This window comes from Kribbella sp. NPDC104218, assembly GCF_055584105.1.
In genome coordinates this window covers 1,758,032-1,781,432 of the sequence record NZ_JBVJMQ010000001.1, presented here as the reverse complement: position 1 = coordinate 1,781,432, position 23,401 = coordinate 1,758,032, and the positions used below count along the sequence as shown (strand labels likewise).

The window sequence follows — 23,401 nt, the reverse complement described above, 5'->3', positions numbered from 1 at the left end:
GAGGTGAACGCGGCGGGCAGCTCGGTCGCTGCGCGCTCCAGCGCGGACCGGTACTGGTACGGGCGGTAGCCGTGGACGGCCGGCGGCTCCGGAATCGGCAGCGACGGGCTCAGGTGGTCGGCCGGCTGCGAGACGGGGAGCTCCAGCTGGGCCTCGGGCTGCGGCTCGGGCGGGGCGACCGGAAGCTCCGGCTGGTGCATCGGGAGCTCCGAGCGGAAGTCGGTGGCCGGCTCCGGGCGCAGGTCCTGGCCGGCGGCGGCCGGCTGCTCGGTGGAGCTGAGGGTGTACCGGTTCAGCTGGGGTTCGGCGTCCGGGGCGAACTTGTCCCCAGGCCTGTCCACCGCTGTGTGTTCCGGCACCCCGGTGTAATCCGCCGTCGGGTACTCAGTACCGACGGAATGGTCCTCGACCACGCGTTGCTCCCCGAATCCATCGCTGCGGTGGCCGGCGCGTTCCGGAAGCTGCTCCGGGCGGCGCGACCTTAGACCCGACACCCGCACTGTCCACACGGTTGTCCACAGTTGTGAACGACGGGTGGATCAGGTTGGTTACCGATTGCGCGGTACGGGACCTCTGGTGTGAGGGGCTGACGCTAACAAGTCGGGCCACGCTGGAACAAGCCGTCATCCACAGGCTATGAACAGCAAATTGGGGGCAACTTGCGGCGTGTCGGGTGGACGGCGGAGCGTAGTCGTGGTGGACCCGTCACGGTTTGCGGTCGACCGCCGGGTGCTGTGACCCTGTGTTCACCGGTCGACTATCCACCGTGTTGTCCACAGGCTTGTGGACAACTTTGGGGACGGCTGGTTTGACCTGTCCACAGGCGGCCACGTACCGTGGATCGGTCGGTGTTGAACCGGCCCTTTCGTGCTGCGCTCCCTGCGGGACCACCTTTCGGTTCTCGATTGGTGTGCAGGACTGCACCAGCAGCAGGTCCGCTTCCGGATCTGTCGACCATGTGATCTCGAGTAACCGGAGTCATTCCAGTGAGCAAGCGGACGTTCCAGCCGAACAACCGTCGCCGGCACAAGAAGCACGGCTTCCGTCTTCGGATGCGTACCCGTGCGGGGCGCGCGATCATCGCCGCCCGCCGTAACAAGGGTCGCCAGCGCCTCGCGGCCTGAGCGATCTCGACGGTGACCACCCCGTGTTGCCCGCGTCGCACCGGTTACGCCGGTCCGACGATTTCCGACGCGCCGTCCGTAGTGGGCGGCGAGCCGGTCGGCGCGCGGTGGTGGTCCATTTGCTGCCCGCGGCTGTGGGCAGCACCCGCGAACCGGCCCGCGTCGGCTTCGTGGTGAACAAGGCGGTGGGCAACGCGGTTCTCCGGAACCGGGTCCACCGCCGCCTGCGTGCCGTCCTGGCCACGCGGCTCCCAGATCTGCCGGCCGGCAGCCTGACCGTCGTCCGGGCCCTCCCGTCGTCCGCCTCGGCGTCGTACGACGAGCTGGTCGCGGATGTCGACGGCGTGCTGCGCCGACTGCTGGAACCGCGATGAGACCGGCGTTGGCGCGACTGACCCCGGTCCTGCGGAATCCGCTGAAGGCCGGGATCATCGGTTTCCTGAAGCTGTACCGCTTGCTGATCAGCCCGCTGTACGGGCAGGTCTGCAGGTTCTACCCGAGTTGTTCGGCGTACGCCCTCCAGGCGGTCGAACGCCACGGTGCGGTGCGCGGTAGCTGGCTGGCGGCGCGGAGACTCGCCCGCTGCCACCCGTGGAACCCCGGCGGCTACGACCCCGTTCCACCCACAGATGTCGACCAGCGCGGAGAGCTCGTCTCCGCCAACCAGCCCGGGCCGTCCGCCGACGCCGGGCCTGTGCAGCGAGGTGCTTGAGTGACAACTCTTCTGGCCATCCCCGGACTCGCCTTGTGGGACGGGATCGTGGACGTGTTCAACGCGGTCATGACGCCGCTGTACTGGGCGGTCTCCGCGCTGCTCGTCGGCTGGCACTGGCTGCTCGGCCAGGTGCTCGACCCGAACGGCGGCTGGGCCTGGGCGCTCTCGATCGCCGGCCTGACGATCGTCATCCGGACGCTGCTGATCCCGCTGTTCGTCCGGCAGATCCGGTCCAGCCGGAACATGCAGCTGCTGCAGCCGAAGATGAAGGAGCTGCAGAAGAAGTACGGCCACGACCGGGAGAAGCTCGGTCAGGAAATGATGAAGCTGTACAAGGAGACCGGGACGAACCCGTTCTCCTCGTGCCTGCCGCTGCTGCTCCAGTCGCCGGTCTTCCTGGCGCTGTTCCGGGTGCTCGACGGGGCGTCGAAGGGTGAGGCGCACAGCAGTGTGATCGCGCCGCACGTCGAGTCGCTGCGGCACGCGAAGATCTTCGGTGCGGAGATCTCCCAGACCTTCCTGCGCGCCAACGGCGACGGCTCGACCAACGTCAAGGCCGTCGCGATCGTGCTGATCATCCTGATGACCGCCACGATGTTCATCACGCAGCTGCAGCTGATGCGGAAGAACATGCCGAAGGAGGCCCTCGAGGGCCAGGCGGCGCAGATGCAGAAGATCATGCTCTACGTCTTCCCGATCTTCTTCTTGATCGGCGGCTTCAACTTCCCGATCGGTGTCCTGATCTACTGGTTCGTCTCCAACGTGTGGACGATGGGGCAGCAGTTCTACGTGATCCGCCGCAACCCGGCCCCGGGCACCCCGGCCTTCGACGCGATGGAAGCCCGCAAGCGCGAGCACAACAAGCGTGCGGGCCGCCCGGCCGACGAGGGCCTGGCCGGCGCTGCCGACGGCGACACCGACACCGTGACCGACCGTCGTCCGGCGCAGCGCCAGCAGCCGAAGCGGCAGTCCCGTAACGACCGCCGGACGGGCGCTCCGGGCGCCGACGCGAGCGCGGCCAACGGGCAGAGCGCGCCCAAGCAGGACGCGCCGACCAACAAGACTCAGGCCGGTGCTGCCAAGAAGCAGCCGGCCGGCAAGAAGGGAACGGGCGCCAAGCGTCAGCCCGCGGGGAAGACCGCCGCGCAGCGCAAGGCCGCCCAGAAGAAGCCCGGCGGCTCGCGCTGATCGGCTGACCTTTCCCGACTTGCTCGCGTACGTCCTTGGTCCCCGTGGGGCGGGCCTCAACACTGCGAAGGAGTTGCCGTGACCGACGGCATTGACAACACCGAGACGAAGTCCGGCTCGGCCGACCGGCTGAAGGCCCTCGAGGCGGAGAGCGATATCGCCGCCGACTACCTGGAGGAGCTGCTCGACATCGCCGACCTGGACGGCGATATCGACATGGACATCGACGGCGACCGCGCCGCGGTGTCGATCGTCGGCGCCGAGTTGAACAACCTGGTCGGTGAGAACGGCAAGGTCCTGGAGGCGCTCCAGGAGCTGACCCGGCTGGCCGTCTACCGGGAGACCGGTGAGCGGTCGCGGCTGATGCTCGACGTCTCGAACTACCGGGCGAACCGGAAGGCCGAGCTGGAAGAGGTCGGCCGGAAGGCGATTGACGAGGTCAAGGCCTCCGGCGCCCCGGTCCGGCTGGACCCGATGACGCCGTTCGAGCGCAAGGTCGTCCACGACGTCGTGGCGGCCGCCGGCCTGACGAGCGAGTCCGAGGGCGAAGAGCCCCGGCGTCGCGTCGTCGTCCAACCAGCATGATTGTGGGCAAGTGACCGAATCCGTTTCACGTGAAACACCGCCGCTCGTGGAGAAGCTTTATCCACGGGCGGCGGTGCCGCTTACGGCGTATGCCGAACTACTGGCCACCGAGGGCACACTGCGCGGCCTGATCGGCCCGCGGGAGGTTCCGCGGCTGTGGGACCGGCACCTGCTGAACTGCGCCGTCCTGGAGCGCCTGATCCCGGAGGAGGCGTCGGTTGCCGACGTAGGGACCGGGGCCGGGCTGCCGGGGCTGGTGCTGGCGCTGGTTCGCCCGGATCTCCAGGTGGCGCTCGTCGAGCCGCTGCTGCGCCGGACGACCTTTCTCGAGGAGGCCGTCGAGGCCCTCGGGCTGGAGAACGCCAAGGTTGTCCGCGCCCGGGCCGAGGATTTGCCGCGCGCGTCGTACGACGTAGTGACCTCGAGGGCGGTTGCGCCGTTGGGCAAACTGGCGGCGTGGTGTCTGCCGCTGTGTGTCGAGGGTGGGCTGATGCTGGCGATGAAAGGTGAGTCCGCGGAGGAGGAGCTGGACGCCTCCGAGCGTGAACTGACGAAGCTGGGCGCCGAGCTGTGGCACATTCATCAACTCGGCACGGAGGAACTGGCCCACCCGACGACTGTCGTGAGTATTGTGGCCGGACGTGCTGCAGGGGGATCCCGGCGCGGAAGATCTGGGAGGTGAGCGGGTTGGTGAGTCGTGCCCTCGGGTGGCCCGAGAAGAGCACCGGGCAACCGGGGACGTCGCAGGCCATCGGCTGGCCGGCCGACCCTGCTCCCGCCGACTCACCGACCAGCGACACCGCTCCGGCGCCGGCTCCGGCCGTGCAGGCCGAGAGCAGCCCGGACAGCAGTACCGAGTACCACCCGCCTGCTGACGGCGCGGCGCTGCGAGCGGCCGCCGTCAGTGGTCTCGATCTCATTCCGCCGTCCACGCCGGAGTCCGTTTCACGTGAAACGGAGACTTCGGGAGATGATGGTGTTTCACGTGAAACGGCGTCCCTGGTTGATGCCGACACCGATGACTCCGAGTCTCCACCGCCTGTGGATGACGACCGCACCAAACTGCCTCCGCAGACGGGGATTCATCCACAGAGGCCTGTGGATGAAGCTGTGAGCAGACGAGCTCCAACCCCTACCGACATCCTCTTCGGGCCAAGTCCCGCACCTATTGGAATGGGCGCTATGACTGCCGCACAGATCGCCGCGCGGGCCACGTCGGACGAGCTTCAGCGACGACTTCTCGAGACACCGATCGCCGCCGCCACCGAACGGACCCTGCTGGTGAATGAAGGACGCACGATGGGCCGGGAGTTCCCGCTGCCCGCCGAAACCCGGGTCTTCGTGGTCGCCAACCAGAAGGGTGGCGTCGGCAAGACCACGACGACCGTGAACGTCGCCGCCGGTCTCGCGCTCTACGGCGCGAAGATCCTGGTCATCGATCTGGACCCGCAGGGCAACGCGTCGACCGCCCTCGGGATCGACCACTCGGAAGGCACCCCTGGTGTCTACGAGGCTGTCATCGAGGGTGAGTCGCTGGGCAAGCTCCTGCAGCCGTGTGCCGAGCACCCGGGAATCCAGGTCGTCCCGGCCACCATCGACCTGGCCGGCGCCGAGATCGAGCTGGTCAGCATCGTGGCCCGGGAGAGCCGGCTGAAGCGGGCCCTGGACGCGCACCTGGCCGAGACCGAGGCCGCGGGGGAGAAGTACGACTACGTCTTCATCGACTGCCCGCCGTCCCTCGGCCTGCTGACGGTGAACGCGCTGACGGCCGCCCGTGAGGTGCTGGTCCCGATCCAGAGCGAGTACTACGCGCTGGAGGGCCTCTCTCAGCTGCTGCGGCACATCGACATGGTGAAGTCGCACCTGAACCCCGGGCTCGACGTCTCCACGATCCTGCTCACCATGTACGACGCGCGGACCAAGCTGGCCGGCGAGGTCGCGGCCGAGGTCCGGGGGCACTTCCGGGACGCTGTCCTCCGGACCGCCGTGCCGCGGTCGGTGCGGATCTCGGAGGCGCCCAGCCACGGGCAGACCGTCCTTGCCTACGACCCGGCCTCGGCCGGGGCGCTGTCGTACCTGGAGGCATCGCGCGAGATCGCGATGCGGAACAACGCCTGACGCGTCGGACGACGCGGTGATGAACTCACCCGCACTCCGTTTCACGTGAAACGGAGTGCGTAGGCTGTCCCTCAGCATGTTGTCGAACTAGGGAGCGCGATGAACACCCGACTCGGACGCGGACTGGGGGCGTTGATCCCCAGCAACCCCGCTCCTGGCACGACGACCCTCGGCAGCAAGTCCAGTTCGATCCCGGGCGCTCCGCCGGTCGCCGGCGCGGTGCGGCAGCCGGAGACCGAGCTCGCGGCGGTGCCGGGTGCGGAGTTCGCGGAGATCGAGGTCGGCAAGATCACGCCGAACCCGAAACAGCCGCGCTCTGTCTTCGACGAAGACGCGATGGACGAGCTCGTGCACTCGGTCAAGGAGATCGGTCTACTGCAGCCGATCGTCGTCCGGCGGCTCGAGGACGACAAGTACGAGCTGGTGATGGGGGAGCGGCGCTGGCGCGCGACCCAGGCGGCCGGTCTGACGACGATCCCGGCGATCGTCCGGGACACGCAGGACGACGTCATGCTCCGGGACGCTCTCCTGGAGAACCTGCACCGCAGTCAGCTGAACCCGCTCGAAGAGGCGGCGGCGTACCAGCAGATGCTCGACGACTTCGGCTGCACGCAGGAGGTACTCGCCACCCGCATCGGGCGTTCCCGGCCGCAGATCTCCAACACGCTCCGGCTGCTGAAGCTCCCGGCGTCCGTCCAGCGTCGCGTCGCGGCCGGCGTACTCTCCGCGGGTCACGCTCGCGCGCTGCTGGGTCTACCCAGCGGCGACGCCATCGAGCGGCTCGCCCAGCGCATCGTCGCCGAGGGCCTGTCGGTCCGCACGGTCGAGGAGATCGTGGCACTCGGCGATATGAACGCCGAGGACCCGACCCCGCAGCGCCGCCGCAACAAGCCGGTCGCGCCGCGCCTTGTCGATCTCGCCGACCGGCTGTCTGACCGCTTCGAGACGCGCGTCAAGGTCGACCTCGGCAAGACCAAGGGCCGCATCACCGTCGAGTTCGCCTCCATCGACGACCTCGAGCGCATCGTCACCCTGATGGACCCGAACAAGGCCGAGTAGTCCCCGCCCTCACCAGCCCAGCACTCCCAGCGGCCCGCGCCTCTCGCGCGGGCCGCTCGCCATTTCCGGCCCGCCGATATTCCTCTCCAGAACGGATTCTCCGCGATCCCAGTCCCGACGCCGATTCCCCACCTCCCGCAGAATCGCGCTCACAGAGGAATATCAGTGCCTCACCAACAGGCTCGATATGTCGACAAAACTACTTAGATACTCGCGGCGATGTTCCACGTGAAACATCGCGCTCCGCCCGCACCAAATTAGTCGCCGGTTGCCACTCGAAGTCGACCAGGTCGACGATGTCGGCGCGGTGGAAGTCGACATGGATACGTGTCGCTTCGGACTTGGCGCGGGCTTGGGTGATGGCTACTTCGGAGATGCGGTGACGGTGGCACCCAGGGTGGCCCAGGAGAGGGCTTCGTCGCCGCAGGAGCAGGCGAGCTGGAGGATGCGGCGGCCGGTGATGTTGCCGGCCGCGGCGAGCTCGGAGGGTTCGAGGGCGGTGCTACCCGCGGTGAAGAACGCGGGTGGGTGACCGGGGTGGGTGGAGTGGATGGCGTTCCAGCTCACCCGGTTGGCGGCGGTGATGTCGTGCAGAGGTACGGCGGCGGGGGTGCGTTGAGCGTCGGTGGGAGTGTGCACACCGGTGACGCTGAGGGGCGCCAGGGCCGGGGCCCGAGGGGGTTAGCGGTTGAGGAGTTCGTGGGTGGTTTTGCGCTCGGCGTAGAACGAGAGGAAGGGGATGGTGCCGGCGACGGCCATCAGGGCCAGGCGGGGGAGGGTCCACTGGACGCGGCGGAAGAGGTCGAAGGTGGCGAGCAGGTAGACGACGTAGAGCCAGCCGTGGGCCGGGCCGATGATGTTCATGGCGGCCGAGTTGTCGCCCAGGTACTTGAGCGGCATGGCGACGAAGAGCAGCAGGAGCAGCATCACGCCGACGATGTAGGCGATCACCCGGTAGCGGGTGAGGGCGCTACGGGTGGTGGGGGCGAGCTGCGTGGTGGCGGGGTCTGCTGGAGAGGTCACGCTGAAACGGTACCGGTCGGCTCCAGGGCGGGAGCGGGCTGGTCGTCAGCGGGGTCTTCGTCGTCACGGCTGCGGTGCGCGTCGAGGACCATCCGGGCCCACATCCAGAGGGTGAAGGCCGCGAAAATCCACCACTGGAAGGCGTAGGCGACGTTCCGCAGACCGGCGTGGTCGGTCGGCGGCGCCGGCGGTTGGACGGCGGCCAGGCCGGGGCCGACCGCCGAGGTCTGGACGACGAAGCCGTCGTACAAGCGGTAGTCGACGAGGTGGACGATCGTCGGGATCCGCAGCGAGGAGAGGACCCGGCCCTTGGCCGCCTCACCCGAGGAGTCGGCGGCTTCGGAGGCGATCACCGAGCCGTCGAGCTGGACGACGCCGGTCGGCGCCTGCGCGGTCGGAGAGTCGACAGAAGCGACCCACCCGCGAACAACCATCACGGCACCCGCGGAGCCGGCCGGAGCGCCATCAGTGGCGGCGACCATCAGCGGGGTGACCACCCAGAAGCCCTTCTGGTCGCCGTTCAGGCGGTCGGCGATGAAGACCTGATCTGCTGTCGGGCCCCAGGTGCCGGAGACCGTGACGCGGCGTCCGACGGCCTTGGAAGGCAGGCCCTCGTCGACCGAGAACAGCGACTGCAGGGGGACCGGCGGCTCGGTGGCCCGCTTGGCCGTGGCGGCCGCGGTCTTCGACTGGTAGACGTCGAGCTGCCAGACGCCCATCACCGTCATCACCCCGGCGATCGCCAGCGCGAGCGCGAGCAGAGCGATCCACCGCGGGGTCAGGATCGTCCGCCACAGCGGGCGCTCGGTCGACACGGTCACCTCAAGAATCTAGCAACCACGGACTCAGCGGGCCGCGGCGGCAGCCAGCAGATCGCGGCACAGGACGCCGAGCTCGATCCCGGCCGCCTCGGCCGCGAGCGGCACCAGCGAGGTCTCGGTCATCCCCGGCGCCACATTCACCTCGAGGAACCACGGCACGCCGTCCGCGTCGACGACCAGATCCGAGCGCGACAGATCCCGCAGGCCCAGCGCCACATGCGCCGTCACCGCGGCCGCCGCGCAGGCGCCGGCCACCTCCGGTGAGAGCCGAGCCGGTACGACGAACTCGGTCGCTCCGGCCGTGTACCGCGCCTCGTAGTCGTAGAACCCGGAGTCCGGGACGATCTCCACCGCGGGCAGCGCGCGCGGCCCGTCGCCGGTGTCGACGACCGTCACCGCGACCTCGATCCCGTCGATGTACTTCTCGATCAGCGCGACCGGCCCGTAGGCGTAGCAGTTCACCATCGCGGCCGGCAGCTCGTCGACCGAGCGCACGATCGAGGCGCCCAACGCCGACCCGCCGCGAGCGGGCTTCACCACCAGCGGCATCCCGACCTGCGCGACGACCGCCTCCATCAGCGCGGTCGCGCCCAGCTCCCGGAAGGTGTCGTGCCCGAGGACGACGGACGGCGGCGTGAACAGACCGGCCTTGCCGACCATCGTCGACGCGACCGGCTTGTCGAAGGCCGTCCGGCACGCGGCCGGCTCGGCGCCGACGTACGCGACGCCGTACAGGTCGAGGACCTGGCGAAGCGCGCCGTCCTCGCCGGTGACGCCGTGCAGGACCGGGAAGATCGCATCCGGCCGGTCCGTGCGCAGGTGCTCGACCAGGCTCGCGTCGACATCGCGCTGCTCGACCTCGACCCCGACACTGCGCAACGCGTCGGCGACGCGGCGGCCGGAGCGCAGCGAGACGTCCCGTTCGTGCGACAGCCCACCGGCCAGTACCAGCACTCGACCCAGATCACTCATCACTAAATTCCCGATCACTCGAAGGCGACTCCGGCGTGGTCGCCGGTCCCGAGGCCCACTGGAACGGTACCGCTAGCGAGTCAGCAACCTCTGCCCGCCCGCGACAGACTTAACTGAGCTCTGGCCCCGGGGCCTCGTAGCCGTGGGCCGCGCCAGGTGGCAACGGACCGAACGTCTGGCGGAGTTCCAGCTCCTCATTGATCACCGCGGCCAGCCGGGACACCCCTTCGGTGATCCGCTCCGGCGTCGGGTGACAGTACGACAGGCGCATGCACTGCGCGCCGAAACCGTCGGCGAAGAAGGCCGTTCCGGGCACGTAGGCGACCCGGGCGGTGACGGCGCGGGGCAGCATCGCCTTCGCGTCCAGCCCTTCGGGCAGCGTCAGCCAGACGTAGAAGCCGCCACCCGGCCGCGTCCAGGTCGTTGCCGCGGGCATCTTCTCGGTCAGCGCGGCGAGCATCGCGTCCCGGCGTTCGCGGTACATCTCCCGGAACTGCTTCACCTGGCCGAGCCAGTCGTGTCTACTCAGGTACGACGAGATGGCCAGCTGACTGAACACCGGCGGACACAACGTCGCCGACTCCTGCGCCAGCACGAGCTTCTCGCGGACGGCGTGCGGCGCGGCCACCCAGCCGACCCGGAACCCCGGCGCGAACGTCTTCGAGAACGACCCGAGGTAGATGACGCCCTCGCGGTCCTCCGCGCGCAGCGCGCGCTGCGGCTCGCCGTCGAAGCCCAGCAGGCCGTACGGGTTGTCCTCGAGGATCAGCAGATCGGCGCGCTGGCAGATCTCCAGCACCCGCCGGCGCCGCTCGTCCGACAGTGAAACCCCGGCCGGGTTGTGGAAGTTCGGGATCGTGTAGAAGAACTTGATCCGCTTCCCCGCGGCGCGGACGGTCGCGATCGCCTGCTCCAGCGCTTCCGGTACGACGCCGTCGTCGTCCATCGCGACGTGCACGACCTCGCACTGGTACGCCCGGAAGACGCCGAGCGCGCCGACGTACGACGGCGCCTCGCAGATCACCACGTCACCCGGATCGCAGAACACCCGCGTCACCAGATCGACCGCCTGCTGGCTGCCGACCGTGACGACGACGTCGTCCGGGTGGGCCTCGATCCCCTCCAGCCGCATGATGTCGCAGATCTGGTCCCGCAGGCCGGGGTCGCCCTGGCCGGAGCCGTACTGCATCGCGGTCGCGCCGTGGTCGATCACCAGGTCCCGGACGGCGCTGCCGACCACATCCAGCGGCAGGCCGCCGATATTCGGCATCCCGCCGGCCAGCGAGACCACCTCGGGCCGGCTCGCCACCGAGAACAGCGCCCGGATCTCCGATGCGGTCATGCCCTTGGTCCGTGCCGCGTACCGGTCGACGTAGTTGTCGAGTCGGGTCTGCCGGACATCAGGCACGTCAGCACTCACAGAGCCACTCCTGGACGGGGGTGATGAGGGGAAGCAACCAGGCTACGCGCTACAGCCCGTGCGCGCGTGGGCTGTGGAACGGCGCGACCTCTCACTACCATGCCTTATAGGGGCAGGCGGCGGAAGGCAGGTTTCGGGATGAGCGTGGGCAAGACAGCCGGCTGGACGCTCGGCGGGCTGTTACTGGGAATCCTTGCGGGGTTCGCGGCTGAGCTGTTCCGGCGGCAGCCGGCGGCGAAGGTACAGCAGCGGTACGTCGCGCCACGCGCGGCCGAGACGACGGACGTTCGGCCCCCGGCGCCGGCGGCCGAACCGGCGGTCCGATGAGCCGAGAGCTGCTCATCGTGACGAAGCTAACAGGCTGAGCCGATGGCCCGCCGGCTGGAACCGCTGACCCTCGCCACGCTCGGCGAGCTGCCCGCGCCCTGCCGTGACTGCGTCTTCTGGGAGCTCGACCCGGTGGCCGCGCGGCAGGCCGATCGCAACGGCGACACCGCGCTGGAGAAGGAGGCGTGGCTGTCCCAGCTGCTGCTCGACTGGGGTCCGGCAGGCGTCGTCCTCCGGGTCGACGAAGAGATCGCCGGGTACGCCGTCTACGCGCCGGCGACCTACCTCCCGCGGGTGCAGGCGTTCCCGACGGCGCCGGTCAGCGCGGACGCCGTCGTCCTGGCTACCGGGCGCATCCTGCCGCGCTACCTCGGGCTCGGCCTGGGCAAGGTGATCGTGCACGCCGTCGCCAGGGACATCCTGAAACGCGGCTTCCGGGCCATCGAGGCCTTCGGCGACTCCCGGTGGGACGGGCCGGGCTGCGTCTGGCCGACCGACTTCCTGCAGGCTGTCGGCTTCGCCGTCGTCCGCGAGCACCCGCGCCACCCCCGGCTGCGCCTCGACCTCCGCTCGGCGATCACCTGGCGCAGTGAGATGGAGGCTGCCGTGGAGCGGCTGATGGGCGCCATCCGCCCCGAGCACGCGCCGCCGGTCACCGTCCGGGACGCCGAGCCCAGCCGGACGCACTGACATGGGGTGGCGACTGCTGGCCGACGTGATGATGGTGCTGCACGCGGCTTTCCTGCTGTTCTTCGTCCTCGGCGGCTTCCTGGCCTGGAAGTGGCCGAAGGTGATCTGGGCGCATCTCGCGGTCGCCGTCTGGAGTCTGGCGATCGTGGTGATCGACTACGACTGCCCGCTGACCGGCGGGGAGAAGTACTTCCTGCGCCGCGGCGGCGAGGAGGTCTACGCGACCGGCTACATCAACCACTACCTCGACGGGACGATCTGGCCCGAGGGCGCGACCCCGACCGCCGAGAAGGTCGGCTTCGCGCTGATCGTGATCTCGTACGTCGGCTTCTTCGTGCTCCGCCGGCGGCGCCGGTCGAGGGTCGCGTCAGTGGGATCCCCGACGTGAAAAACCCGCCGGTGCCGGACAATCGGAACCATGTCCACGGCTGTCGACGAGTACCTGCACGGGCTGAGCAGGGCGCTGCCCGGGCCGCGGCGGAAGAAGGCCGACCTGCTCGCGGAGGCGCGTGACCACCTGATCGACGCCACCGAGGCCTTCGAGGCCGACGGAATGGATCGCGACGAGGCCGAGCGGGCTGCGGTCGCTGACTTCGGCGCCCTGTCCGACGTCGTCCCGGCGTACCGCGAGGAGCTGTCGATCGCGCACAGCCGGCACACGGCCGCGCTGCTCTTCGGAGTGATGATCGTGCAGCCGCTCGTCTGGCAGCCCGGCGTCTGGAGCTGGAACCAGGACGCCGGTGGTCCGACCGAGTTGAGCGTCTTCCTCGAGGTCGTCGTCCGGCTGATCGGGAGCTTGTCGATCGTCGGCGCCGTGATCGCGGTGCTGGCCACCGGCTTCGGCCAGCGCTTCGCGGTGGTCCGGCGGCACGGCGGCCGGCTGACCGCGCTGCTCGCGATCGGCAGCGCGATCGTGGTCAGCCTCGGTGGGATCGCGATGACGTGGGAGTCGAGCAGCGCGTCCGGGCAGCTCGACGTCCTGCCGGTCAGCGCGTTCGTCGTCGTACCGCTGCTGCTGGTCGGCCTGCAGGCCGGTCGCGGGTTACGCCTCGTTCGGGCGTAGGACGCCTTCGACGACGGTCCGGAAGCTCAGCCACTCTTCCTTGCCGGAGGCAAGCATCTTCCGGCCGGCCGGGGTCAGCTGGTAGGTCCGCCGCCGGCGTCCGCCGTCCGCGTTCCACTCGCTCTCCAGGTAACCGGCGCGCTCCAGCCGGCGCAGGGCCGGGTAGAGCGTGCCGGTCGGCAGGTCGAGGGCGCCGTTACTGCGCTCCAGCAGGGCCTCCATGATCGCGTACCCGTGCAGCGGCTCGTGCTCGACGACCGCGAGGATCATCGGGTCGAGGTGGCCCCGCAACACATCCGCCTTCATGTAGGCAGTCTACTCAAAGCTCAGATGAGTTGGCCGAAGCGCAGCATGCCGGTGGCGGCGTCCTGCTCCGGCGGGAGGTAGACGCGCTGGATGGCGACCACGATGGCCTCGGCGATCACGTCGCGGAAGGCCGGGTCGGCCAGGCGGGCCGAGTCGTGCGGGTTGGTGATGTAGCCGATCTCCAGCCGGACGGCGGGCATCTTCGTCCGGCGCAGCAGATCCCACGTCTTGGCGTGGGTGCGGCAGTTCAGCAGGTCGGTGCGAGCGACGATCTCGCGCTGGACCAGCCCGGCGAACTGCTCGCCGACACTCGACGAGGCGCCGTGCAGGTCGTTGCCGTAGAAGTACGTCGCGACGCCCTGGGCGGCCGGGTTGGTCGAGCCGTCGGTGTGCAGCGAGACGCACAGGTTCGCGTCGGTCTCGTTGGCGAAGGCGGCGCGGGCCAGCTCGTCCGGCCCCTGGTCGCGACCGCGCGACAGGTATGCCCGGACGCCGGTCGCACCCAGACGGCCCTCGATCCGGGAAGCCAGGTCGTAGGCGACGTCGGACTCGCGCAGCCCGTAGCCCTCCCAGCCGTAGTCGAAGCCGCCGTGCCCGGGGTCGATCACCACAGTCTTGCCGGACAGCCGCGGCCCGGCGGCGCGGACGGCCTCGGAGGCGCGCAGGGCGTCCGGACGGCCGCCGGTCGCCATCGGCTTGATCCGCTGCAGGGCCTTGAACGTCGAGGGCCCGCAGGTCCCGTCGGCGGGCAGGCCCATGTTCCGCTGGAACTCGGTCACCGCGCGCTGGGTGTCCGGCCCGAAGATGCCGTCGATCCGGGCGACGGCGAACCCGAGCTCCTGCAGTTTGGCCTGCAGGGCGAGGACGTCGTCCCCGGTCAGCGGGTGCGAGACGACGTACGTCAGCAGCCGGTCGCCCAGCCGCCAGCGCGCGTCGTCGATCGCGCGGTAGGTCTGCGGGCCGACGATGCCGTCGATCATCAGCCCGCGTTGCTGCTGGAAGCCCCGGACGGCGTGCGCGGTCGCCTCGTCGTACCGGTCGTGACCGCCGTGCAGCAGGCCGAGCCGCTGCAGTTTGCCGATGATCTCGGCGACCGCCTCACCGCTGTCGCCGATTCGGTACACGCCGTGCGGGCCTTCCATCAAAACTGCTCCTTGCCGTGGCGGACGGTGTCCTAGAGGGTCACGCCGTGAAGTCGGCGAGCTCCTTCAGCAACGCCGCCTTCGGCTTCGCGCCGACGATGGACTTCGCGAGCTCACCGTTCACGTAGACGTTGATGGTAGGGATACCGGTGACACGGTAGTTGCTCGGGGTGACCGGGTTCTCGTCCACGTTCATCTTCAGGAACGTGATCTTGTCACCGTGGTCGGCGTTCAGCTCCTCCAGGATCGGCGAGACCTGGCGGCACGGACCGCACCACTCGGCCCAGAAATCGACCAGGACCGGCTTGTCGCTCTTCAGCACGGTCTGGTCGAACTCGGCGTCGGTGACGGCGTTCATCTTCTCGCCCACGGGCGTATCTCCTTCGGGTGGTTGTGAGGTTCAGACGGTGACGGGCTCGGTGGCGTCCGCGGCCGCGACGGTGTGCTCGAACTCGAGCGTCGCGAGCCAGCGCTCGGCGTCCAGCGCGGCGGCACAGCCGCTACCGGCCGCGGTGATCGCCTGGCGGTAGGTGTGGTCGACCAGGTCGCCGGCCGCGAAAACGCCCGGCTGGTTGGTCTCCGTGCTGCCCTCGCGGGTCAACACGTACCCCTCCTCGTCGAGCCGGATCTGGCCGTGGATCAGCTCCGAGCGCGGGTCGTGCCCGATCGCGATGAACAGGCCGGTGAGCGGCAGTTCGCGGGTCTCGCCGGTCTCGGTGTCGCGCAGGACGACGCCGGTCAGCTTGGAATCGCCCTGGATCTCGGCGACCTCGGAGTTCCAGGCGAACTCGATCTTGTCGTTCGCGAAGGCCCGGTCGGCCATGATCTTGGACGCGCGCAGCTCGCCGCGGCGGTGCACCAGCGTCACCTTCGACGCGAACCGGGTCAGGAAGGTCGCCTCCTCGATTGCGGAGTCACCGCCGCCGACGACCGCGATCTCCTGCTGGCGGAAGAAGAACCCGTCACAGGTCGCACACCAGGAGACGCCGTGACCGGACAACCGGTCCTCGTGCTCGACGCCGAGCTTGCGGTAACCCGAGCCCATCGCCAGGATCACCGCCCGCGACTGGTGCACGGTGCCGGCCGAGTCGGTGACCGACTTGATCTCGCCGGTCAGATCCATCGCGACGATGTCGTCGGCGACCAGCTCGGCGCCGAACCGCTCGGCCTGCTGGCGCATCTCGTCCATCAGCGCCGGGCCCATGATGCCCTGCGCGAAACCGGGGAAGTTCTCCACCTCGGTGGTGTTCATCAACGCGCCGCCGGCGGTGACGGAGCCCTCGAAGACCAGCGGCTCCAGCTGGGCGCGCGCGGCGTACACCGCGGCCGTGTAACCGGCCGGGCCGGAACCGACGATGATGACGTTGCGAACCACAGAGTCAGTCATGCAGGCGTTCCTCGAATCGTTGAGACGGGTACGTCGTACTCAACGGATCCTTGAGGCCGACCATTCCCACGGTACCGACTACGAGAGCCTTACGTCCCGGCGGCCCACCAGGCGTGATCAGCGGTTTCGGAGCGTCACCGTGGTGTCGTAGTACGGCGCGGCCGCTCCGCCGTCGTTACATCCGGTCACGACGAACAACTGGATGTCCCGCGGCGAACCGCCCTGCAACCCGATCACGGTCGCGCGCTTACCGTCGATCTTCGTCGGCTGGACGAGCTGGAGCTGCGGGTTCGGCCGGCCGGAGGCGAAGACCTTGGCACAGGCGATCTCGGTGGCCGAGCCGTTCAGTAGCGGCGCGCCGTCGCTCTTCTCCAGCCAGTGCTGAGCCTCGGGAGCGATCTGGGACAGCGGCAGGGACGGCGTCCCGGTCGGCAGGATCGCGGTCGGGTTGGTGTTCGCGGCGTTCTCGCCGGCCCGGTCCTTGGTCGCGACCACGACGCCGACGCCGACAGCTGCCACCAGGACGACGGCCGCCGCCGCGCCGAGCAGCTTCGGGACGTGCCGGTGCGGCTCCTCGCGGATCTGGACCAGCGAGTGGACGCCGACCGTGGACGCGCGCATGACGGCCTCGGAGCTGATCACGGCATCCAGGTGCTCGGCGACGTCGGCCGGCATCGCGATATCGCTCCGGCCCTCCTCGGCGAGATCCTCCGACAGCTCCAGCAGGGCGTCGTAGGTGAGCTGGCAGTCCGGACACGCTTTCACATGTTCACGAGCGCTGTGCGCCTCGGCGGCGGGCAGCAGGTTCTCGATCAGGTCGGCGATGGTGTCCGTGTCCAGGTGCTCGAGGTGCTCACTGGTCGGCAGACCGGAATCGGTCATAGCGAACTCGCCCCCCAACGGGACGTGCCCCAAGAGGCGCGCGGTGTGGTCATCGGTGGAGTACTCCGGTCGAAGACGTCGGCAGTCGGGCCGCCAGAGTCGGGGCGAACCCCAGGCGACTTCGCTACGACGGTCCCGCCGATCATTCGGTTCCCACTGTTTCGGCGGCGGTCTTCTCGGGCAGATCGGAGCCGCCGCGCGTGGTCTGCCAGTGCCGCAGCAGCGGTAGCAGCCGGGCCCGCCCGCGGGCGCAGCGCGACTTCACCGTGCCGGGCGCGCACCCGAGGATGGCCGCGGCCTCCTCGATCGAGTACCCCTCCATGTCCACCAGGACGAGGGCGCTGCGCTGGTCGGGATTGATCTGCTTGAGCGCGTTCAGGACGTCGATGCGGCGCTCGCGGACCTCGGCCGGATCGTCCTCGGCCGGGCCGGCCAGCTCGGCCGCGCGGTCCTCGTCCTCGGGCAACGGGTCGGCCTGGCGGACCTGCCGGCGGCGGATCCGGTCCAGACAGGCGTTCACGACGATCCGGTGCAGCCAGGTGGTCACCTTGGCGTCGCCGCGGAACGAGTCGGCCCGGCGGAACGCCGAGATGAACGCCTCCTGCAGCGCGTCGGCCGCCTCCTCGGGCTCGCCGAGGGTGCGGATCGCGACCGCCCACATCCGGTCCCGGTGCCGCTTGACCAGGAATCCGAACGTGTCCGGGTTCCCGGCGACGTGCAGCCGGAGCAGCTCGTGGTCGTCCAGCTGGTCGTAACTCGCCGCGTGCACAGGTTGCGCGACCGGGTGGTCGACGCCGATCCGGGGCGGGTGCGCAGACCCCGAATCCAGGTGAGCCGTCATTTCTGGATCGAGACCTCCGCGATCGTGCCTCGATAGCCGCCGTCGGCCTTCGGGACCTTGGTCAGCCAGACCAGGACGTAGCGGCTCTCGGCCGGCGCGTCCGGAGTCAGCGTGACCGGGCCCTCGGGCTGGTCCTCCTTGGTCGCGACCGGCGTCCAGCCGTTGACCTTGGCCGGCGACTTGCTGATGTCGTCCTTCGGGATCATCAGCTGCAGGCTGGTCTCGTCACCCTCGAGGGTGACGACGACCTTGGAGATCGGGGTCGGCGCGCCGAGGTCGTAGACGATCCCGACGCCGGGCTTCTGGCCGCCGAACTCCGGGTTGCTCTTGTAGTTCATCGTCGTCCACGTCGTGCTGGTCTTCCCGTCGTAGGTGTTCTCCACCTCGTCGGGGTGCTCCTCGCCGTTACCTTCCGGCTTCGGGTCGAAGTCCTTGGCGGCGACGATCTTGGCCGGCTCACCGGACGCGGACGGCGGCGGCGTGCTGGCCGCGGGCGGCTTCCCGCCGCTGGTGTCGTCGTCTCCGCCCTGGTCGTTGTTCATCGCGCCCTTGAGCAGGAACTGCGCCATCGCGACCACCGAGAGCAGCGCCAGGACGGCGAGCAGGATCAGGATCCGCCCGCCCCAGCCGCCCTTTTGCTTCTTCTTGGGCTCCTCGACCCGGCGCCGACCGCCGCCGCCACTGGTCGCGGGCGCCGGCTGGCGACGCTGCGGTCGGGTCTCCGCAGCGGCGTACGCCGTCTCCTCGCGGTGACCGTTGGTCGGCTGGTACGCCGGCGTCGGGTCGAGCGCGGGCGGCGGCGCGGCCTGCGGCATCGCCTGGGTGGCGTCGTCGATGCTGCCGTTCTGCTGGGCGACCTGAACGGTCTCGTCCATCTGGTTCGGCGGCTCGTGCGAGCTGCCGACAACGCCGGAGAGCGCCGCGGACAGGCCGGCCGCACTCGTGATCGGCGGCGCGTGGTGCCGCGGCGGGTCGCTGAGCAGCCGGTCGCTGATGTCGTCGAGCGAGCGCGGGACGCCGGCGCGCACCTGGCGCGGGCTCATCAGCCGGCCGTGCTCGACCGGGGCCGGGTGCAGACCCCAGGCCGGGACCGCGCCCGGCCAGCGCCCGGTCAGCGAGGCGTACAGCAGCTCGCCGAGCGCGCGGACATCCTGCTCGGGGGAGCCCGGACCGGCCGATCGCAGCGCGGCCTCGGTGGCCAGACCGACCACCTTGATCGCGCCGGCGTCGGTGACGACGACGGTCGACGGGCTGATCGAGCCGTGCGAGTGACCGGTGCGGTGCAGGTTCTCGAGGGCTTCGGAGACCTCGCGGGCCAGCCAGCCGGCCTGCTGACCGGTCAGTGGGCCGCTGCTGAGCATCCGCTCCAGCGGACGGCCGCCGGCCCACTCACGCACGCAGTAGGTGACGCCTTCGTACATGTCGCAGTCGAGGACCCGCAGGAATCGCGGGTCGGCCGCGGCCGCGGCGCGCCGGGCGGCGTCGAACAGCAGGTTCGTGCGCGGGTCGCCGACCGGCAGGACATCCACGACGACCGCTCGGCTGAGCACCTCGTCGACTGCCCGCCACACCCGCGCACCGTCGATCTCCGCGAGTAACTCGGCGATCCGGTAGCGGCCGGCGAGCAGAGCACCCGGACTGACGGTCTGGTTCGACACGGTGTCTCTCGCCCTCCTAGATGCACTGGTCGGCCCTAACGCAGCCACCATCGTAGTGGCATCGTGATGCTGTACCGGTGCACGAGTGCACAAGCGGCGCGATCAGCGGCGTCCGGGCAGCTTCGATGTGACCATCGACACCACGTCGTTGACCTCGTGAATGCGTAGTACCCGGGCCACGGCGGCGTACACCGGCAACATCACCAGCGCCGCGACGCCGAGCTGGACGACGGCGCCGATCGGCCCGTCGAGGTCGACGGCCAGGCCGAGCGCCCAGAGCGCGAGCCGGCCGGCGCCGACGCCGATCGCGGCGGCGATCACCATCGCGAGCAGCGGCAGCCCGATCCCGGCGCCCGGTACCCGCGGCACCCGGCGGCGAAGCACCGGCCGGGAGATCAGCGCGGCGACCAGGTAGGACAGCGCGAAGGCCGCGCCCAGCATCACACCGCTGAACCGCAGGTGCTCCTCGTCGAGCAGAACCCGGACGCCGACCAGCGCGGCCGTGATGTTCGTCGCGGCGATCGCGCACTGCAGGAAGAACGGCGTCCGGGTGTCCTCGAAGGCGTAGAACGTGCGCAGCTGGAAGTACTGCACGGTGTACGGGACGACGCCGAGCGCCAATGTCATCAACGTGTACGACATCAGTTGCAGGTTGTTCTTACCGGAGCCGTAGCCGGCGATGATCGTCACGATCGGGTAGGAGAACGCGATCATCGCGGCCGCCGCCGGGACGACGATGGCCAGCGTCTGCCGGATCGAGCGCGCCGACAGCTGGGCCACCTCGGCCACGTCGCCGTCCGCGGCCAGCGCGGACATCTGCGGTAGCGCCGCGGTCGCCAGCGAGACCGTGATGATGCCGTGCGGGACCAGGATGATCAGCATCGCCGTCTGGTAGGCGAACAGACCGGCCTTCGCGCCCGGGTCGCCGGAGGCGCTACCGGCCAGCGCGAGCTGGGTCACGACGACGAGCGTCACCTGGTTCACCGCGACGAACAGCATCGTCCAGATACCGAGCTTGGCGGTCTGGCTGAGGCCCGTCCCACGCAGACCGAACTTCGGCCGGTAGGTGTGCCCGCTCGCCTTCAGGTACGGCAGCAGCACGAGCAGCTGGACGGCGATACCGGCCGTGTGACCCAGACCGAGCAGCAGCTCCTCGCCGCTGGTGTACGTCGCCGGGTTGTCACCGGTCCGGTAGATCAGCAGGAAGACCACGATCGAGGCGCAGGCGACGATGTTGTTCGCGATCGGCGCCCACATCATCGGGCCGAACCGGCGGCGCGCGTTCAGCACCTGCCCGACCAGCACGAACGCGCCGTAGAAGAAGATCTGCGGCAGGCAGAGCCGGACGAACATCACCAGCGCGTCCTTCTCGGCCGCGCGGGACGGGTCCTGCAGCTCGTCTGGCATGTACAGCTGCGCGATCGCCGGCGCCAGCACCACGCACGCCGTGGTGACGATCGCCAGGACGACGAAACCGAACGTCAGCAGCCGGTTGGTGAAGTCCTGACCGCCGTCGTCGTGGTTCTTGATCGCGCGCACCAGCTGCGGGACCAGCACGGTGTTGAAGACGCCGCCGGCCAGCAGGATGTACAGGCTGTTCGGGATCGTGTTGGCAGCGGTGAAGATGTCGCCGCGGAGCGCGGTGCCGATGGCGGCCGCGAGCAGGGCGATCCGGACGAATCCGAGCAGGCGGGACAGCACGGTCCCGACTGCCATCACCGCCGCGGAGCGCAGGGTGCGGTCAGCCATCCTTCGAGCCGACTCCTTCTTTCAGCGAGGCGTCGACCGGCGTACCAGCGTCCGCGTCGGGGGTTGCGGGGGCGGCCGGCAACGGAGCCGGGTGCAGCGGGTCGTCGGTCGGCGGCTCGGCCTCGACGGACGGCGGGTTCTTGCGCTCGGCGCGGATCCGCCGGTAGATCCGGACGAACGACGTCCCGAACAGCAGCGCGCAGGCGGCGCCGACCAGGACCCAGCCGACGCTGCCGTACTGGGTGGCCTGGATCAGCAGCTCCTGCCGCTTGCCGACCGGCTGCTGGTCGCGGGTGACGACCTGGGCGTAGGCCTTGATGACGCCGTTCTGGTCGGCGCTCGCGGTGATCCGCGGCGTCCACTTCTTCCCGGCGCCGAGCAGCACCGGCTTGACCGCGTTGATCCGCAGGTCGGACCGGTTCGCCGAGGTGACCTGGACGCCGACCCAGACCGGGTGGTCCAGATCGTTGGCGATGGTCAGCGGGAAGGTGCCGTTACTGCCGGCCAGGTTGACCTTGATCTCTTTCGCGCGGCCGCTGTCCACCGCGGTGTTGACCAGATGGACGGCGTCGACCTGCTTACGCACCGAGCCGAACTCGATCTGGCCGAACCGCTTGGCCTCGTCCGGGTACCCGAGCCAGCTCAGCGAGGCGACCCGCAACAGGCTTTTCTGCAGCGGCTCCTGGACGGCCTCGGGCTCGTCCAGCAGACCCTCGAAGGTCGTCAGCGTCTTGTCCACCGCGGCGGCCGCGTCCAGCTGGGCCTCCGGGAGCAGCGCGTTGCGGCGCGGCGCGGTCGGGGCCTTGAGCACGGGCGTCTTCGCCGTGGACTTCACGACCTGGTCGACGGTGACGGGGGTGATCCACGGTTGCGTCAGCCCGGCGAGCAGCGCGCTGATCGCCTGCGGGGTCGCGTCCCAGGCGCGGGCCGGTAGCAGGACCGTGTTGGCCGTGCCCTTGCCGGTCGCGGCCAGCAACGCGGTCTCCGCGATCAGCCGCTGGCGGACCTGGACCGGATTGTTCGCCGTGCCGACGTCCGGACCGGCGGCGGTGAGCGCGGAATCCGCGACGACGGCCCGCGCCTGGCGGGCCGGACCCTCCGGCGTCAGGACTTGGTAGACCGACGTGCCGGGGACGAGCGTCGCGCGAGCATCGGGCGCCCAGGCGGCGCTGTTGATCAGGTTCAGCTCTTCGTTCGGCCGGGAGCCGCGGAAACCGCTCGTCGCGAAGGCGAGGTAGCGACTGGCCGCGGCGCCGCCCTCGAGCCACAGGCCGTTGGTGCCGCCCTTGGCGACCGGGAACTGCTCGGAGATCGTGCGCGCCTCCCGGAGGATCTCGCGCAGCGGCGCCCCCGAGTCGACCAGGCCGGCCACGTCCGGATCGCCGTACGGGAGCAGGACGATCTGGTTGTGCAGCTTGATCTGGCTGTCGTTGAGCGCGTCGAGCCAGGCCCGGGCGACCTTGCCGCCGGTGCCGGCCGGGGCCGACTTGCCCTCGCCGACGACGTAGCCCTTGGCCATCTGCTCGGCCTCGTCGATCAGCGACGGGTCGAGCAGCCACGTCACCCGGCGGGTCTTGCCGAGGTCGAGCAGCCGGCGGAGCTCACCGCCGGGGCCCATCGCCTGGGCCAGCGACTCGTTGGCGAAGCGCTGACCGCCGAGCTGGGTCGGCCGGTGCCGCAGCGGGATGATCAGGGCGGTGTTCACCTTGCGGGCCGGCGGCTCGGTGCCGACCACCGGCAGGAACGTGCGTGCGCGGCCCGCCGTCCGGCGCGCCTGCCCGTCGGGATCGCCGCGGAAGGTGACGCCGACGGTGTAGGCGCCCGTCTTGTTGCTGATCTCCCATTCGCTCCACGGGATGGTCAGCGTGAACGGGACCTTGGCCTTCGGGGCCAGCTTGCCGTCGAACTCCTGGAAGGCCTGCTCGGCGGTGATCCGGGTACAGGTACTGCGCTCGCGCATCGGGACGTTCTGCTCGTCCGGGACAGCGGCGAGATCGGCGGCGGCGGCCAGCCGGTCGCGGTCGATACAGGTGATCGCCTGCGGGTTCTCGAAGGTCGCCGTACTGGTGTTGGTGACGGAACCCTTGATCGTGACGGTGTCACCGGGTTTCGGCGCGGCCGGCGAGAACGAGTCGATCGCGACGTCGACCGTCGGATCGTCGTCCACAGCCACCGCCGGAACCGCGGAAATCGCTGCCGGGGCAACGATCAGCAGGCTCGCGGTCACTGCCGCGGAGAGCCTCAGTCGCCGTCTGAACACGCCGTCACCGTAACCTAGTTCTCCGTGTCACCATTTGCCGACCAGTCAGGCCCAACGGGAAGCTCTGCCGG

General features: G+C 69.8%; 25 protein-coding genes and 1 pseudogene. 12 read left to right on the top strand and 14 right to left on the bottom strand.

Annotated features, from left to right (window positions below; genetic code table 11):
- Positions 1-986: 986 nt before the first annotated feature.
- The 8 genes and pseudogenes from rpmH to ACZ6ZD_RS08500 all read left to right on the top strand — a co-directional run bounded on the left by rpmH (position 987) and on the right by ACZ6ZD_RS08500 (position 6,789).
- Positions 987-1,124 (top strand): 50S ribosomal protein L34, encoded by a 138-nt coding sequence (gene rpmH / locus ACZ6ZD_RS08535; RefSeq protein ID WP_132165595.1) that lies wholly within the window; start codon positions 987-989, stop codon positions 1,122-1,124.
- A gap of 23 nt (positions 1,125-1,147) precedes the next feature.
- Positions 1,148-1,498 (top strand): ribonuclease P protein component, encoded by a 351-nt coding sequence (rnpA, locus tag ACZ6ZD_RS08530; RefSeq protein ID WP_465669766.1) that lies wholly within the window; start codon positions 1,148-1,150, stop codon positions 1,496-1,498.
- Positions 1,495-1,836: a membrane protein insertion efficiency factor YidD gene (yidD, locus tag ACZ6ZD_RS08525; protein ID WP_465669764.1), complete on the top strand. Its 342-nt coding sequence runs from the start codon at positions 1,495-1,497 to the stop codon at positions 1,834-1,836. The genes rnpA and yidD overlap by 4 nt, the downstream gene beginning before the upstream one ends.
- A gap of 69 nt (positions 1,837-1,905) precedes the next feature.
- Positions 1,906-2,826, top strand: a pseudogene (yidC, locus tag ACZ6ZD_RS08520) (membrane protein insertase YidC); the annotation flags it as partial.
- Between the two features lie 279 nt (positions 2,827-3,105).
- Entirely contained in the window at positions 3,106-3,612 is a 507-nt protein-coding gene (locus tag ACZ6ZD_RS08515) for a Jag family protein (protein WP_465669762.1), read from the top strand.
- Positions 3,613-3,622: 10 nt separating this feature from the next.
- The gene (rsmG, locus tag ACZ6ZD_RS08510; protein ID WP_465669760.1) at positions 3,623-4,294 is read left to right on the top strand and encodes a 16S rRNA (guanine(527)-N(7))-methyltransferase RsmG; all 672 of its coding nucleotides are present in this window, start codon (positions 3,623-3,625) and stop codon (positions 4,292-4,294) included.
- 500 nt (positions 4,295-4,794) lie between these two features.
- On the top strand, positions 4,795-5,730 hold the full coding sequence (locus tag ACZ6ZD_RS08505; RefSeq protein ID WP_465669758.1) for a ParA family protein: 936 nt from the start codon (positions 4,795-4,797) through the stop codon (positions 5,728-5,730).
- Positions 5,731-5,829: 99 nt separating this feature from the next.
- Complete coding sequence (locus ACZ6ZD_RS08500) at positions 5,830-6,789, top strand: ParB/RepB/Spo0J family partition protein (RefSeq protein ID WP_465669753.1); 960 nt, start codon at positions 5,830-5,832, stop codon at positions 6,787-6,789.
- 363 nt (positions 6,790-7,152) lie between these two features.
- On the opposite strand, the gene ACZ6ZD_RS08495 is transcribed toward ACZ6ZD_RS08500, so the two are convergent.
- The 5 genes from ACZ6ZD_RS08495 to ACZ6ZD_RS08475 form a co-directional block, all read right to left on the bottom strand.
- Positions 7,153-7,428 (bottom strand): hypothetical protein, encoded by a 276-nt coding sequence (locus tag ACZ6ZD_RS08495; protein ID WP_465669751.1) that lies wholly within the window; start codon positions 7,426-7,428, stop codon positions 7,153-7,155.
- 42 nt (positions 7,429-7,470) lie between these two features.
- Positions 7,471-7,812 carry a DUF3817 domain-containing protein gene (locus ACZ6ZD_RS08490; RefSeq protein WP_465669749.1) on the bottom strand — a complete coding sequence of 114 codons (342 nt, stop codon included), beginning with the start codon at positions 7,810-7,812 and terminating at the stop codon, positions 7,471-7,473.
- Positions 7,809-8,633, bottom strand: a complete 825-nt coding sequence (locus ACZ6ZD_RS08485; protein ID WP_465669747.1) for an SURF1 family protein — start codon at positions 8,631-8,633, stop codon at positions 7,809-7,811. The genes ACZ6ZD_RS08490 and ACZ6ZD_RS08485 overlap by 4 nt, the downstream gene beginning before the upstream one ends.
- 24 nt (positions 8,634-8,657) lie before the next feature.
- The gene (locus ACZ6ZD_RS08480) at positions 8,658-9,605 is read right to left on the bottom strand and encodes a D-alanine--D-alanine ligase family protein (protein WP_465669745.1); all 948 of its coding nucleotides are present in this window, start codon (positions 9,603-9,605) and stop codon (positions 8,658-8,660) included.
- Positions 9,606-9,714: 109 nt separating this feature from the next.
- Positions 9,715-11,025, bottom strand: a complete 1,311-nt coding sequence (locus ACZ6ZD_RS08475) for an aminotransferase-like domain-containing protein (protein WP_465669743.1) — start codon at positions 11,023-11,025, stop codon at positions 9,715-9,717.
- Positions 11,026-11,163: 138 nt separating this feature from the next.
- On the opposite strand from ACZ6ZD_RS08475, the gene ACZ6ZD_RS08470 reads away from it, so the two are divergent.
- The 4 genes from ACZ6ZD_RS08470 to ACZ6ZD_RS08455 are packed head-to-tail and all read left to right on the top strand — an operon-like array spanning position 11,164 to position 13,105.
- Entirely contained in the window at positions 11,164-11,352 is a 189-nt protein-coding gene (locus tag ACZ6ZD_RS08470; protein ID WP_465669742.1) for a hypothetical protein, read from the top strand.
- A 42-nt stretch (positions 11,353-11,394) separates the two neighbouring features.
- Positions 11,395-12,042: a GNAT family N-acetyltransferase gene (locus ACZ6ZD_RS08465; RefSeq protein WP_465669741.1), complete on the top strand. Its 648-nt coding sequence runs from the start codon at positions 11,395-11,397 to the stop codon at positions 12,040-12,042.
- A 1-nt stretch (position 12,043) separates the two neighbouring features.
- Entirely contained in the window at positions 12,044-12,430 is a 387-nt protein-coding gene (locus ACZ6ZD_RS08460) for a DUF2784 domain-containing protein (protein ID WP_465669740.1), read from the top strand.
- A gap of 30 nt (positions 12,431-12,460) precedes the next feature.
- Complete coding sequence (locus ACZ6ZD_RS08455) at positions 12,461-13,105, top strand: permease prefix domain 1-containing protein (protein WP_465669738.1); 645 nt, start codon at positions 12,461-12,463, stop codon at positions 13,103-13,105.
- On the opposite strand, the gene ACZ6ZD_RS08450 is transcribed toward ACZ6ZD_RS08455, so the two are convergent.
- The 9 genes from ACZ6ZD_RS08450 to ACZ6ZD_RS08410 form a co-directional block, all read right to left on the bottom strand.
- Complete coding sequence (locus ACZ6ZD_RS08450; protein WP_465669736.1) at positions 13,085-13,411, bottom strand: PadR family transcriptional regulator; 327 nt, start codon at positions 13,409-13,411, stop codon at positions 13,085-13,087. The two genes, ACZ6ZD_RS08455 and ACZ6ZD_RS08450, sit on opposite strands and share 21 nt — an antisense overlap.
- Positions 13,412-13,431: 20 nt before the next feature.
- Entirely contained in the window at positions 13,432-14,553 is a 1,122-nt protein-coding gene (locus tag ACZ6ZD_RS08445; RefSeq protein ID WP_465669734.1) for an N-acetylmuramoyl-L-alanine amidase, read from the bottom strand.
- A gap of 40 nt (positions 14,554-14,593) precedes the next feature.
- Positions 14,594-14,911 (bottom strand): thioredoxin, encoded by a 318-nt coding sequence (gene trxA / locus ACZ6ZD_RS08440; protein WP_202886097.1) that lies wholly within the window; start codon positions 14,909-14,911, stop codon positions 14,594-14,596.
- A 42-nt stretch (positions 14,912-14,953) separates the two neighbouring features.
- Complete coding sequence (trxB, locus tag ACZ6ZD_RS08435; RefSeq protein WP_465669732.1) at positions 14,954-15,940, bottom strand: thioredoxin-disulfide reductase; 987 nt, start codon at positions 15,938-15,940, stop codon at positions 14,954-14,956.
- A 117-nt stretch (positions 15,941-16,057) separates the two neighbouring features.
- Positions 16,058-16,822, bottom strand: coding sequence for an anti-sigma factor (locus ACZ6ZD_RS08430; RefSeq protein ID WP_465669730.1), 765 nt, complete (start codon positions 16,820-16,822; stop codon positions 16,058-16,060).
- Positions 16,823-16,964: 142 nt separating this feature from the next.
- A complete protein-coding gene (sigM, locus tag ACZ6ZD_RS08425; protein ID WP_465669728.1) occupies positions 16,965-17,663 on the bottom strand; it encodes an RNA polymerase sigma factor SigM in 699 nt (232 codons plus the stop codon).
- Positions 17,660-19,321, bottom strand: a complete 1,662-nt coding sequence (locus ACZ6ZD_RS08420; RefSeq protein ID WP_465669726.1) for a protein kinase family protein — start codon at positions 19,319-19,321, stop codon at positions 17,660-17,662. Before ACZ6ZD_RS08420 ends, sigM begins: the two co-directional genes overlap by 4 nt.
- 102 nt (positions 19,322-19,423) lie before the next feature.
- Positions 19,424-21,070 carry a murein biosynthesis integral membrane protein MurJ gene (murJ, locus tag ACZ6ZD_RS08415; RefSeq protein WP_465669724.1) on the bottom strand — a complete coding sequence of 549 codons (1,647 nt, stop codon included), beginning with the start codon at positions 21,068-21,070 and terminating at the stop codon, positions 19,424-19,426.
- Positions 21,063-23,330 carry a DUF6049 family protein gene (locus tag ACZ6ZD_RS08410; protein ID WP_465669722.1) on the bottom strand — a complete coding sequence of 756 codons (2,268 nt, stop codon included), beginning with the start codon at positions 23,328-23,330 and terminating at the stop codon, positions 21,063-21,065. Before ACZ6ZD_RS08410 ends, murJ begins: the two co-directional genes overlap by 8 nt.
- Positions 23,331-23,401: the final 71 nt, after the last annotated feature.

Coding starts and splice junctions, on each gene's coding strand:
- trxB (WP_465669732.1), bottom strand. CDS start 15,940: ATGACTGACTCTGTGGTTCGCAACGTCATCATCGTCGGTTCCGGCCCG.
- ACZ6ZD_RS08505 (WP_465669758.1), top strand. CDS start 4,795: ATGACTGCCGCACAGATCGCCGCGCGGGCCACGTCGGACGAGCTTCAG.
- ACZ6ZD_RS08465 (WP_465669741.1), top strand. CDS start 11,395: ATGGCCCGCCGGCTGGAACCGCTGACCCTCGCCACGCTCGGCGAGCTG.
- ACZ6ZD_RS08445 (WP_465669734.1), bottom strand. CDS start 14,553: ATGGAAGGCCCGCACGGCGTGTACCGAATCGGCGACAGCGGTGAGGCG.
- ACZ6ZD_RS08500 (WP_465669753.1), top strand. CDS start 5,830: ATGAACACCCGACTCGGACGCGGACTGGGGGCGTTGATCCCCAGCAAC.
- ACZ6ZD_RS08455 (WP_465669738.1), top strand. CDS start 12,461: ATGTCCACGGCTGTCGACGAGTACCTGCACGGGCTGAGCAGGGCGCTG.
- ACZ6ZD_RS08450 (WP_465669736.1), bottom strand. CDS start 13,411: ATGAAGGCGGATGTGTTGCGGGGCCACCTCGACCCGATGATCCTCGCG.
- trxA (WP_202886097.1), bottom strand. CDS start 14,911: ATGAACGCCGTCACCGACGCCGAGTTCGACCAGACCGTGCTGAAGAGC.
- ACZ6ZD_RS08460 (WP_465669740.1), top strand. CDS start 12,044: ATGGGGTGGCGACTGCTGGCCGACGTGATGATGGTGCTGCACGCGGCT.
- ACZ6ZD_RS08470 (WP_465669742.1), top strand. CDS start 11,164: ATGAGCGTGGGCAAGACAGCCGGCTGGACGCTCGGCGGGCTGTTACTG.
- murJ (WP_465669724.1), bottom strand. CDS start 21,070: ATGGCTGACCGCACCCTGCGCTCCGCGGCGGTGATGGCAGTCGGGACC.
- sigM (WP_465669728.1), bottom strand. CDS start 17,663: ATGACGGCTCACCTGGATTCGGGGTCTGCGCACCCGCCCCGGATCGGC.
- ACZ6ZD_RS08480 (WP_465669745.1), bottom strand. CDS start 9,605: ATGAGTGATCTGGGTCGAGTGCTGGTACTGGCCGGTGGGCTGTCGCAC.
- yidD (WP_465669764.1), top strand. CDS start 1,495: ATGAGACCGGCGTTGGCGCGACTGACCCCGGTCCTGCGGAATCCGCTG.
- ACZ6ZD_RS08430 (WP_465669730.1), bottom strand. CDS start 16,822: ATGACCGATTCCGGTCTGCCGACCAGTGAGCACCTCGAGCACCTGGAC.